Source organism: Paenarthrobacter sp. CM16 (genome assembly GCF_013179505.1).
Taxonomy (GTDB): Bacteria; Actinomycetota; Actinomycetes; order Actinomycetales; family Micrococcaceae; genus Arthrobacter.
Genome location: NZ_JABMCX010000155.1, coordinates 1 through 11,531 on the forward strand (window position 1 = coordinate 1; position 11,531 = coordinate 11,531).

Sequence of the window (11,531 nt, forward strand, 5' to 3'; positions counted from 1 at the left end):
TGCGACCGTAGCCGAGCGAGAAAATCACGTGGTCACGCACCAAGCCCTGCGCGCGCTCCAAATCCACTACACGGAAGGACTCCGGGCCAGCTCCGAAGAAGGTGGACAGCAAAGGGTGGTTGGGCAGTTGAAGCCTGATGGCCTCGCCGATGCGGGCGGCGTGGCGAAGGCTGGCCGTCACTACAGCCAAAGAGGTGCGGGGCCGGAGCCTGGCGTGTTCGAACACCAGGTCAACGACGCGGTTGACCTCGGCGGTCACGGATTCAACGCCCTCATGGTCCGCGCCGGGAAGCCCGGTGCCGTCGGGAATGTACTCCACCAAGATGGAACGGTCCAAGCCCGTGACCGAGTTGCCGTCAGGCAGGCGGCGCAGGCCGCCGTCGTAGTAATTTTTGCTCAGCTGAAGGATCAGGTCCTCGTCCACTGCCCGGTAGACCCAGTTCAGTTGCCACGTGGGAAGGACCCTTGCCAGTGCTTTGAAGGCGCTGTCGACATTTTCGTGGCTGGCGACACCGGCTACCGGCGGCTCCACGGCAACGCTGAAGGTACGTGCATGGGCGATCTTCGCGTCACCGAAGGCCACCACCTGCTTCGCCCGCGCGATGGCAGGAAGGACGGCCTGCAGGGAGGTGGACTCGGCGTCTATCACCACCACGGCGTCGAACTTTTGCTCGGCCGGCAGAACTCCCGTCAGGAGATAAGGGCTGACCGACCACACGGGCACCAACAGCGGGACAAGATCCGGCGCTTGGGCACTCAGGGCGGGCAAGGTGACCCTGCCATCCTTCAGGAGGGCGCGCAACAATTCCGCCTGCCTGGGGTGCTCAAGCAGCCCCTGGCGCCACTTCTGCGCCAACTGCCAGCGGAGACGGGCTGCGCCACTGGCGATGTGCGCCTGATCTGCAAGCCTGTATTCAGCTTCAAGGCGGCGCAGCGAATCGCCATCAGACATGGCCAGGTAGTCGTCACCGCTGATCATGGCTTCCAAAGCGGACTGCCACCACGCCAGATCCAATTCAGCGGCCACGGAGGGGGCGGGAACTTCCCGGGCAGCGAGGTCGGATAGAAGCTCACCCAGGCCGTGCTCACGCATTTCTTCAATCAGGAGGGTGCGCTCAGGGAGGGTCTCCAACGTGGCGGTGTCGGCAACGAGCCGTTCCAACCGCTCCATCAGCTCCAAGTAGGGGGTTCCGTGCAGGGAGCCACCGTCGCTGGTGTGCTTGAGGGCTGCACCGAGACGGTGCAGTTCTCCATCCAGTTCCCGGTAGAGCGAACCAAGATCGGCAAGTCCCGACGGCACTGCCGGGTGACGCTGGGTAGTGGCGTAACCGGCCCACAGGGCCCGCTGCTCCTGGACCAGGACCAGGGAACTGTGGAGGTCAGCAATGTGCACTCCGGGCCGAACGTATTCCTTGGCTACCCGGCGCAGGCGGGAACGCTGCATGGAGGGCATCTCCAAGTTGCGCTCACGACGCCAGGCCGAGCTGGCGGTGGCGGAGATGAGGTCGTGCACCGGCCGGTCGAAAATGTCCGGAGTGAACTTGTCCAGGCTCTCCCGGACAGCAATGAGCAGCTCGAGCTGCGCACCCCATTCGGTGAAGGTATCCCCCAGCCGGATTTCAGCGTGATCGGACACCTGCTTCATCCGATCCCGCAGGATGGGGAGCTTCTCCTCCGCCAAGCGGGCGAGCTGCTGGGCTTCCTCGGTTTCTTTGCGGGTGACCAACCGCGCCCCATACCAGGGACTGGAGGTGGATGCCCGGCTGAAGCTGCCAAGCTCAGCTGCCCGGCGCAGGCGCCCGGCCAGTTCCTCACGGTCCTTGATATTGTCCAGCACGCTGCGCTTCAGGCGGACCGTGGTGGAAGGTGCGGGATGGATGGATGTCAGTTCTGCAAGGGATTGCATGGCCTGGTACGGCGAGCAACCCCAGCGATCACGGACATTATGCAGCGAGGCTACGTGGTCCATCAGGGCGTGCCGGTGTCCGGTCAGCGTCTGGTGCAAATTACCCAGTTGAGGTTCAAGAGCTTTTTCATTGCGCATGATCGCGCGAACCAGCTGGCCCTTGAGTTGCTGAGGCGTAGTCCCGTTACCGGGGCGGAACAGCATGGAATCAAGGCCCAGCGATTCAAGGTGCGCGGAAAGTCCCGCCAGGCTGGACTGCCTGTCACCTACCACCAGGACGGATTTTCCTTCGCTGACCAGCGCGCCGATTGCGTTGATGGCCGTTTGGGTCTGTCCACTTCCGGGCGGGGTGCTGACAACCAGGGAATCCCCTGCACGGACGGCATCCACCACGTACTGCTGGTCTGTGTCGGCATCGAGCAGGAGGAGCTCATCTGCCGGGTCACGCAAGTCAAGGCTCGGGAACCGGCCCGCCTTGATGGGCTCAGGCTCAATGTCACCACCGTTTGCCGCAACAGCAAGGGCCGCTACGGTGGGGTTGTTCATGTTGATCCAAGGATCATCGAGGTTACCGGAAAGGTCAGCCAGGGTGGTGACCAGTAAATTGAACTCAACCTCGGCCCCATGAATGGGCTGGACCAGTGTGGCCAGGCGGTCCAGCACCGGCTGGGGATCGAACCGGGCAGTGTTGTAGGCCATTCGGGCTACGGCATTGACGTCAAAGACGATGCCGTGCACTGATTTGAGGTGGCGCACCAGGGCAGGATTCATGCGCGCTTGCTCGGTGAGCTGGAGCTCAAAGTCATCTTCGCCCGGCCGAATGGTCAGGATGATGGAAGCGAGCATCACCGGCGCCGAGACCCGCTGCGGCTTTCCGCCCACGGCAGAGGTCCACACAACGGTGCCTGCGGACAAATAACCGGCTTCAATGCCGCGGTCATTGCTCAGCTCAAAGATCTTGGACCTGATGTTGCGGGCGGCGCGGGCCGCTACGAGGTACTGCTGCCTGTCCCGGATCAGTGTGGACAGGCGTGTTCTGCGACCTGCCAGCAACTGCGCCAACCCCGACGGGTGCGCGTTGCTCAGATCGATGGCGCCTTCGGGCGTCTTGACGAAACGCAGCATCGTGTCCGCCCCGGTGACGGGTTTAAGACCAGACAGCCATTTGCGGAGCTCTTCGGAGCCCTCTTCCTGGCCTTGACCTAATGACACAACTTCTGCCTTCTTTTCTGTACTAGCTTTAGACGCCTTGGACCATACCGGCATACCTTCGAGGGTAGCGGGAATACCTTGGCACTCCGCTCCGCAACGCTGTTCAGACGCGAAATTCGCCGTCATTTCACAGGTGCCTGCCGAATTGGCAGAGACACCGTGAGGGTTAAGCACAGTGGCCGGCCTCCCAGAGGAAGCCGGCCACTTTAGAATGCTATTCCCACTCGATGGTTCCCGGTGGCTTGCTGGTGACATCCAGCACCACACGGTTCACACCATCAACCTCATTGGTAATGCGGTTGGAGATGCGGGCCAGGAGGTCATAGGGCAACCGCGACCAGTCAGCCGTCATTGCGTCTTCGGAGGACACCGGACGCAGCACGATCGGGTGGCCGTAAGTTCGGCCGTCACCCTGAACGCCAACGCTGCGGACGTCGGCCAAAAGGACTACCGGCATCTGCCAGACATCGTTATCCAGCCCTGCGGCCGTAAGCTCCGCACGGGCAATGGCGTCAGCCTTGCGCAGGAGGTCCAACCGTTCTTTGGTCACTTCGCCAACAATGCGGATTCCCAGGCCGGGGCCCGGGAAGGGCTGGCGGCCCACGATTTCCTGCGGCAAGCCAAGCTGGGCACCCACGGCACGGACTTCGTCCTTGAACAAGGCCCGCAGTGGCTCAACGAGCTCGAACTGCAGGTCCTCGGGAAGCCCACCCACGTTGTGGTGGCTCTTGATGTTCGCAGCACCTTCGCCGCCGCCTGATTCGACGACGTCCGGGTACAGGGTTCCCTGAACCAGGAACTTGATCTTCTCGCCTTCGGCAGCAGCCTGGGCGATAATCGCCCGCTCCGCTTCTTCAAAGGCGCGAATGAATTCGCGGCCAATGATCTTGCGCTTGGTTTCGGGATCGCTGACGCCGGCCAAAGCAGACTGGAAGCGCTCCTGCTCATTGGCGACGTAGAGGTTGACTCCCGTGGCCGCCACGAAGTCGCGCTCAACTTGCTCGGCTTCGCCTTCACGCAGGAGTCCGTGGTCAACGAAGACACAGGTCAGCTGGTCGCCAACGGCGCGCTGGACCAAAGCCGCAGCTACAGCGGAGTCCACGCCACCGGAGAGGCCACAGATTACTTTGGAGTCCCCGATCTGCTCGCGGATCCGGTCCACCTGCTCTTCGAGAATGTTGCCTGTGGTCCAGTTGGGGCTCAGGCCCGCACCCTTGAACAGGAAGTTCTCCAGGACGTGCTGTCCAAGGACGGAGTGCTTCACTTCCGGGTGCCACTGCACACCGTAAAGGCGCTTCTCATCATTAGCGAAGGCAGCTACCGGAGCTCCGGCCGTGGTGGCCAGGACCTCGAAGCCCTCAGGGGCTTCGTGGACAGAGTCGCCGTGGCTCATCCAGGTGTTCTGGGACGCCGGGACGCCATCGAGGATGGAGCGCGCGTCACCTACCAGGAGGGCTTCGGTGGCACCGTACTCCCGCAAACCGGTCTGGGCTACCTTGCCACCCAGGGCATTGGCCATGGCCTGGAATCCGTAGCAGATGCCGAACACGGGAACACCGGCCTCGAAGAGGTCAGCACCCACGAACGGGGCACCCTCTGCGTACACGCTGGAGGGCCCTCCGGAAAGGATGATGGCTGCCGGGTTTTTGGCCAGAAGCTGCTCGGTGGTGAAGGTATGCGGAACAATTTCCGAATACACATTCGCTTCGCGGACGCGGCGGGCAATCAGCTGCGCGTACTGGGCACCGTAGTCAACAACCAGCACCGGCTTCTGGGAAGTTTGGGGTGCGGTGGGAGTAGTCACCAGACAAGACTACTTTGCCGAGCCGTCCCGGTGCACCTTGGCGGAGGCGGCCAGGGGCCAAAAAGCCCCTGCCGTAAGGCATCTCACAATGCACCCCTCCGCACATCCCGCAATGGGATGCCGTGCGCTCCTAGTATCGCTTGGAGGCCTGCGGGTTGGCGGCAAGCTCGGCTTCGACCTGCGCGTGGAACTTCTTCTCCACGATGAAGGACAGCAAGGGGATGACGCCGCCCAAAGCCAACAGGATCATCTTTGAGAACGGCCAGCGCATGAGCGACCACAGCCGGAAGTTGGACACCAGGTACACCACATACATCCAGCCGTGCACGATCAGTACCGACGTGGAGATGTTGAACCCGCCGATCACGCCTTTGGGCTCGGATTCCGCGAAACCGAAGCCGAAAGGCTGGCCCGTGACGGCGTTCGTGCCGCCGGCGAAGAGTGAAACTCCAAATCCGTAGCGGGCGATCAATTCCGCACACAGCAGGAGCAGCATGGCACCGGTCAGGTACGCCATGACTTTGTAGAACTTCAAGGCCGAACGGATCTGGGCTTCCGTTCCGCCAAACCGCCGCTTCTTGGGCTTGGGTCCGGATTGCTCGGGCTGGATGGCCGGTTTTGGCTCAATCATTGCTGCACCTTTTGTTCTGGCTCTGGGCTTGTAGGTTCTGTGGTGGTCCCGGAAGGAGCGGACGGGTAGGCGTCGTCCTCAACGTCGTCGTCGTAGTCTTCGTCTTCTTCGAGGTCCCGACGGTAGTCGTCCTTGACCAGGCGCCACCAGATGAAGAGTGAGAACCCGGCGAAGACAACCCATTCCACGGCGTAGAAGAGGTTCAGCCAGTTGACCTGCTCCGCGGGCGGCTGGGGCGGGATGTTCAGTGCTTTGACGTCATCATCAAGGGGAAGCACCGCGCCCCCGGACTCTTCAGACGTCGCAGCGATGAAGCCGGGGTAGCTGGAGACTTCCCACTTGTTGATGAGTTCCGCGGCTGAAACCGCGGACGCACGGCCTGGACCGGCGTCGACGTTGGGAACGGGCGCTTCAGAGGGAATAAGGCGACCAGTCAACGTGATGGTGCCCGACGGCGGAGGGCCGGCTTGGGCGGCATCGGCAACCCAGCCGCGCGCCACAGGGATCCAGGTTTGGGCAGAGGCAGCAACACCGCTCAGAGTGGGAGCGTTGTTGACGGCAAAGGCCGAGACGATCCAGAAGCCCTTTTGGTTGTTATAAAGGCGGCCCTCTACAAGAACCTGCTTGGCGGGATCGTAGGTTCCGGTGGCGGTGACCATCTGGTCCGAGACGGATCCGGGGAAGAACTGGCCGGGTTTGAGGACGTCCACCAGCGGTTTGACTTCTTCAATGCTGGACGGCGCCGGAGGCTCGTGCTGGGCGGACCGGCTGAGCTGCCACTGGCTGAGCAGCACAAACACCCCGGATAACAGAAGCGCAAAGACCAGTCCTGCGATCCAGCGGGGTTTCAACGCGGTTTTCAACACCCCTTAACCGTACTTCGTCCGGCTGTAGAACAACGAAACGGCTAAGAGCGGGGCAGCTGCCCCCAGAGTGGGGCAGCAGGGTCCCTACGTGGCGACGAAGTCGACACGAAAGGGCCTGGCCCAATCTTTAGTGGTCGAAGAACACCAGGCTGGAGTTGATCAGTTCGGAGATGACCTCGGGATCGTGGGCCCGCCGGAGGGACTCACGGAATGACTCCTTGGACAACGAACGCGCCAGGGTGGCCAGGACCTCGAGGTGGTCGGAGAAGGAACTGGCAGGGGTGGCGATGAGGAGGATCAAGGTTGCCGGGCCGTCGGTTGCCCCGAAGTCCAAGGCGTGGCCGAACTTGGTCACCCCCACGGCGATCGAGATCCTGTCCACGAACTCGCTGCGGGCATGCGGAAGGCCGATGCCGCCGGGGAGTCCTGTGGCCAGTTGGTGCTCCCGTGAGTGCACCTGTTCCAGGAAGCCTTCAAGGTTGGTGATCCGGCCGGCAGCATGGAGCTTGTGGGCCAGTTGGGCAGCGGCGTCGATCTTGTCCTCGGCGACAAGTTCGAGGATGACGGTGTCCGGGGTGGTCAGTTCTGCGTCATACCGGTCAAGTGGTTCAGCCAAGTGTGTTCCCTCCAGTGTGGCCTTCCGGCCGCATTTTCCTGAGCTGGTCAGCGAAGGGGAACGATGTCATCCACTCCCATGCGCGCGGCATCGGCCGATTCGTCGTCGGGTTGCTGCTGGCTGAGCCGTTCAGCGTCCACGCGTGCCAGGTAGTGCTTGATCTCGCTTTCGCGCTGATTCTCGCTCCAGCCAAGGATTTCTCCCATCAGCTTAGCTACTACCGGGACGGCTGCCACACCCCGGTCCCACGATTCGATCGAGATCCGGGTCCGACGCGTCAAAACATCGTGGACATGGCGGGCTCCCTCGTGCGTTGTTGCGTAGACAACCTCAGCGGCGAGGTAGTCATCGGCACCAGGTAGGGGCTCCCCCAGTTCCGGTCGCCGGGAGATCAATTCCAGGACTTCCTGCGTCATGGAGCCGTAGCGGTTCAACAGATGCTCAACCCTGGCGACGTGGACGCCTGCTTCCTCGGCAGAACGCCCCCGCCGGTTCCAGGCTGCCTTGAAACCCTCCGCTCCCAGCAAGGGGATGGTCTCGGTGCAACTGGAGGGAACCCGCTCGTCCATGGCCCGGGTGGCCTCGTCCACGGCGTCCTTGGCCATGACGCGGTACGTGGTGTATTTGCCGCCGGCTACCACCACCAGCCCTGGAACAGGATGCGCAACCACATGTTCCCGGGAGAGTTTGGCCGTGGAGTCGTTCTCGCCGGCCAGCAAAGGCCGTAGGCCGGCGTAGACCCCTTCCACATCCTCACGGGTCAGTGGACGCTTGAGGACTTTGTTGACGTGTTCCAGGACGTAGTCGATGTCCTTGCTGGATGCAGCGGGATGGGCCTTGTCCAGTTTCCAATCGGTGTCCGTGGTGCCGATGATCCAGTGGCGGCCCCAGGGGATGACAAACAACACCGACTTTTCAGTGCGAAGGATCAATCCCACCGTGGATTGGAAGCGATCGCGCGGCACCACCAGGTGAATGCCCTTGGAGGCGCGGACCTTGAGTTGGCCGCGGTCGGTGACCATGGCTTGTGTTTCGTCCGTCCAGACTCCGGTGGCGTTGACCACCTGCTTTGCCCGGACTTCAAAGGTGCTGCCGTCCTCTTGGTTTTCCAGCTTGGCTCCGACCACGCGTTCGCCCTCGCGGAGGAAGTCCACCACGCGCAGCCTGTTGGCCGCATGGGCACCGTAGTGGGCCGCCGTCCGGACCACGTTGACCACCAGGCGGGCGTCGTCCACCTGTGCGTCGTAGTAGCGGATCGATCCCACGAAGGCATCGTCCTTCAGGCTGGGAGCAGCGCGCAGGGTTCCACGCTTGAAGAGGTGCTTGTGCATGGGAACGCCGCGGCTGTGGCCGGAGGTCAACCCCAACGTGTCGTAGAGCATGATGCCTGCACCGACGTAGGGACGCTCCCAGAGCCTTCGCGTCAGCGGGTACAGGAAGGGCACGGGCCGCACCAGGTGGGGTGCTATCTGCTGGATCAGCAGTCCCCGTTCCTGGAGCGCTTCCTGGACCAGGCCGAAATCAAGCATCTCCAGGTATCGGAGGCCTCCGTGGATGAGCTTTGAGGACCGGGAGGAGGTACCTGAAGCCCAGTCCCGTGCTTCCACGATGCCCACTGTGAGGCCCCGCGTGACGGCATCCAGGGCAGCTCCGGCTCCCACCACGCCGCCACCTACAATCAGGATGTCGAGCTCCTTGCCGGCCTCGGCAGTGGCTTTCAGGACTTCGATTGATGCGGCACGGGATTCCGGGCTTAGCGCTCCCGGGGAACTCACCTGCGGACCGCCTGCGACATTGCTCATCGGACCCCTCCTCAAACGCAACAGCTGGTAATCCCCTACCCTACTTGTTGCCTGCCGCCTTGGGCAGGGCAATGCAGGCGCAGCTGTGAAGGCAGAATCCCGGACAACGAGGAAAGCCCCTGTTGGCTCCGATCGGAATCGGCAGTCAGCAGGGGCTTTCAGCGCGTAATTATCAGTTGCCCGCGTAAGGCGAAACCACGACGTCGACGCGCTGGAACTCTTTGAGGTCCGAGTAGCCCGTGGTCGCCATGGAACGGCGCAGCGCACCGATCAGGTTGGATGTGCCGTTGGTGTGGTGGCCGGGTCCGAAGAGGACTTCCTCCAAGGGGCCTACGGTTCCAACGTTGACGCGGTCGCCACGGGGTGATTCGAGGTGGTGCGCTTCCGGACCCCAGTGCCATCCGCGGCCGGGTGCCTCTTCAGCTCGGGCCAATGCGCTGCCAAGCATGACGGCGTCTGCGCCCATGGCGATGGCCTTGACGATGTCACCGGAACTGCCCATGCCGCCGTCGGCAATGACGTGAACGTAGCGGCCGCCGGACTCATCCATGTAATCGCGGCGGGCGGCAGCGACGTCGGAGATGGCGGAGGCCATGGGCGAATGGATACCCAGCGCACGGCGGGTGGTGGTGGTGGCGCCGCCGCCGAAGCCCACCAGGACACCGGCCGCGCCAGTGCGCATGAGGTGCAGGGCAGGCGTGTAGCCGGCCGCACCGCCAACGATCACCGGTACATCAAGTTCGTAGATGAACTGCTTGAGGTTCAAGGGTTCGTGGTTTTTGGAGACGTGTTCAGCCGAAACCGTGGTTCCCCTGATAACAAAGATGTCGACGCCGGCAGCCACCACGGTCTTGTAGTGTTCCTGGGTGCGCTGCGGGGTCAGGGAGCCTGCCACAGTGACGCCTGCTGCGCGGATTTCGGCCAGGCGGGAACTGATGAGTTCCGGCTGGATGGGTGCCTTGTAAAGGTCCTGCATGCGACGGGTAACGGCAGGGCTGTTGGGCTCGTCGGCGAGGCCGGCGATCTCGTCGAGAACCTTCTGAGGGTCCTCGTAGCGGGTCCAGAGACCTTCGAGGTCCAGCACGCCGAGCCCACCGAGACGTCCGAACGCAATTGCTGTGTCCGGGGACATCACGGAGTCCATGGGAGCGGCGATCACCGGGGTCTCGAACTTGTAGGCGTCAATCTGCCAGGAGACAGAGACGTCCTTCGGGTCACGCGTCCGGCGGTTCGGGACGATCGCAATGTCATCCAGGGAGTAGGCACGACGCCCACGCTTGCCTCGGCCAATCTCAATCTCATAAGTCACGGCTCTTACTTTACTGGACCCCTCTCAGAACCCCGATTCGACCAATAGAGTGGAGACTTCACAAAGTGTGCGCAACATTATCGAGGGGGATTCATGGCGCCCGAATTCTACGGAGCCTTCCACGTTGGACAGTTGAGGTTGTTGTCCAGACACACCGGTGCAGGCCGGGAGCAATGCCCCGCGTGAGCTATCAGACAGGACCCGCTCCACTTCCCAACGCCCACCCCTTGGACTACTGGCTGTCCACGGAGCTCTCCACCATTTCTCCCATTAGTGCCCGATCCCGCCTGCGCGAAATCGCCGACGCGCGGGGTTCCTATATGGGCGCCTGGGCTGCGGGAATCGGGATGGGCGCAGTCCTCGTCCTTTTAGGTGTCCTCCTCGCCGTTCGGTTCGACACACTGGTCCCCCTTCCCTCCCTCAGCCTTCCCGGAGCGGCCCTATCCGTGCTCTGCTGTGTCTTCTATGGGCGGGTGCGGGACCGGTTGCCAAATACAGACAGGGTGCTCATCAATCGTGGACCCGGCAGCTTGCGGGGGGCGCTGTCATTCGTGGCGTTCATCCTGATCACCTTTCTGGCACTGATCGCGCTCACGGCTAAACCCGCGACGTGGCAGGATCCTGCGACGCTGCTGATGCTGGGCGCGGTTCTTGCGTTCCTCATCTGCCTCTTGGTGGGCGCCATCATCGTCCCGGCCACCATCATGGGCCGTTCCCGTGAATCATTGCGCAACAAAGCCGCGAACGATCCCCGCTTCCGTTCGCTGCTGGAGCAGGACCTGGCCATCTGGCGCGATCCCCATGGCAACGCCGGATACGGCCCGCTCTAAGTCTCAGGGGGTGTTCTGGCTGCTCTCATCGACCGAGAGCTGGGATTCGAACATCCGGAAGTAGCGCCCCCTCAACGCCACCAACTCCTTGTGCGTTCCTTGCTCCGCAATCCGGCCGTCCTCCAGCATGTAGACGATGTCAGCTTTCTCGATGGTGGCAAGACGGTGGCTGATGGCAATGATGGTGCTGCTCCTGTCAGCGAAGAGCCGGGTGAAAATCCGGTGCTCAGCCAAGGCGTCAATGGCCGAGGTGGGCTCATCCATCACCATGAACGAGGCATCGCGGTAGAAATTGCGTGCCATGGCCAGCCGCTGCCATTGCCCGCCGGACAGGCCGCTGCCCTTCCGGCCGCGGGGGTCCTCCATCCAATTGCTGACATGGTTTTCCAAGCCGTTGGGCAGCTTATTGATGAACTCCATGGCTTCGGCATCCGATGCCGCCCGCCTGATCCGGTCATCGTCCCGGGGCTGGTCAACATCACCGAGGTAGATGTTCTCCGCGGCGGTGGCGAACTCATATTTGAGGAATTCCTGGCTCAGCACGGCCAGGTGCCG

9 protein-coding genes are annotated in these 11,531 nt (G+C 62.6%); 1 reads left to right on the forward strand and 8 read right to left on the reverse strand.

Annotated features, from left to right (window positions below; all coding sequences use genetic code 11):
* From HP499_RS14300 to HP499_RS14330, 7 genes are all read right to left on the reverse strand, one after another.
* Nucleotides 1-3,172, reverse strand: a 3,172-nt coding sequence (locus HP499_RS14300) for a DEAD/DEAH box helicase (RefSeq protein WP_172324747.1), incomplete at its 3' end; no start/stop codon positions are given.
* A 160-nt stretch (nt 3,173-3,332) separates the two neighbouring features.
* A complete protein-coding gene (gene guaA, locus HP499_RS14305) occupies nt 3,333-4,922 on the reverse strand; it encodes a glutamine-hydrolyzing GMP synthase (protein ID WP_026539875.1) in 1,590 nt (529 codons plus the stop codon).
* A gap of 130 nt (nt 4,923-5,052) precedes the next feature.
* Nucleotides 5,053-5,553: a DUF3817 domain-containing protein gene (locus HP499_RS14310; RefSeq protein ID WP_172324749.1), complete on the reverse strand. Its 501-nt coding sequence runs from the start codon at nt 5,551-5,553 to the stop codon at nt 5,053-5,055.
* Nucleotides 5,550-6,419 (reverse strand): SURF1 family protein, encoded by an 870-nt coding sequence (locus HP499_RS14315; RefSeq protein ID WP_172324750.1) that lies wholly within the window; start codon nt 6,417-6,419, stop codon nt 5,550-5,552. Before HP499_RS14315 ends, HP499_RS14310 begins: the two co-directional genes overlap by 4 nt.
* A gap of 127 nt (nt 6,420-6,546) precedes the next feature.
* Nucleotides 6,547-7,035, reverse strand: a complete 489-nt coding sequence (locus HP499_RS14320; RefSeq protein ID WP_026539873.1) for a PTS sugar transporter subunit IIA — start codon at nt 7,033-7,035, stop codon at nt 6,547-6,549.
* 47 nt (nt 7,036-7,082) lie between these two features.
* Entirely contained in the window at nt 7,083-8,837 is a 1,755-nt protein-coding gene (locus HP499_RS14325) for a glycerol-3-phosphate dehydrogenase/oxidase (RefSeq protein ID WP_172324752.1), read from the reverse strand.
* 172 nt (nt 8,838-9,009) lie between these two features.
* Nucleotides 9,010-10,146: a GuaB3 family IMP dehydrogenase-related protein gene (locus HP499_RS14330; RefSeq protein ID WP_172324754.1), complete on the reverse strand. Its 1,137-nt coding sequence runs from the start codon at nt 10,144-10,146 to the stop codon at nt 9,010-9,012.
* A gap of 182 nt (nt 10,147-10,328) precedes the next feature.
* Here HP499_RS14330 and HP499_RS14335 point away from each other — a divergent pair, with 182 nt between their 5' ends.
* Complete coding sequence (locus HP499_RS14335) at nt 10,329-10,976, forward strand: hypothetical protein (RefSeq protein ID WP_172324756.1); 648 nt, start codon at nt 10,329-10,331, stop codon at nt 10,974-10,976.
* A gap of 3 nt (nt 10,977-10,979) precedes the next feature.
* On the opposite strand, the gene HP499_RS14340 is transcribed toward HP499_RS14335, so the two are convergent.
* Nucleotides 10,980-11,531 (reverse strand): ATP-binding cassette domain-containing protein (locus HP499_RS14340; RefSeq protein ID WP_172324758.1); only part of this gene is annotated, 552 nt, incomplete at its 5' end.